Here is a 386-nt window from a genome sequence, read left to right as displayed (position 1 = left end):
ATATGGAATTTGCCAATCTGACTGTGGCTGCCTCCGACACCGGCCTCTGGTCGATGTTCGCGCAGGCGGCAACGCAGGTCACGGACCTGCCCGCCGCGAGTGCCGATGTGAGCCTGCTGTCGTTGTTCCTGCAGGCGAGCATCGTCGTCAAGCTGGTCATGCTGGGCCTGATCGGCGCCTCCGTCTGGACCTGGGCGATGGTGGTCGACAAGGTCGTCTCCTATGCCCGCGCCCGCAAGCAGTTCGACAGTTTCGAACAGATTTTCTGGTCCGGCCAGTCGCTGGAGGAGCTCTACCGGACGCTCTCCGAACGCCAGACAACCGGAATGGCGGCAATCTTCGTTTCGGCGATGCGCGAATGGAAGAAATCCTTCGAGCGCGGCGCC

The 386-nt window shown here is 62.4% G+C and carries 1 protein-coding gene; it reads left to right on the top strand.

The annotated features are described in order from the left end of the window. Positions 1–23: 23 nt before the first annotated feature. Positions 24–386: MotA/TolQ/ExbB proton channel family protein (locus tag AC1D0P_RS31480; RefSeq protein ID WP_477680313.1), on the top strand; the 363-nt coding region annotated here is incomplete at its 3' end.

The organism is Polaromonas sp. P1_G2, assembly GCF_056405515.1.
Note: the sequence above shows the minus strand (reverse complement) of the source record. Positions and strands in the feature narration are given on the sequence as shown.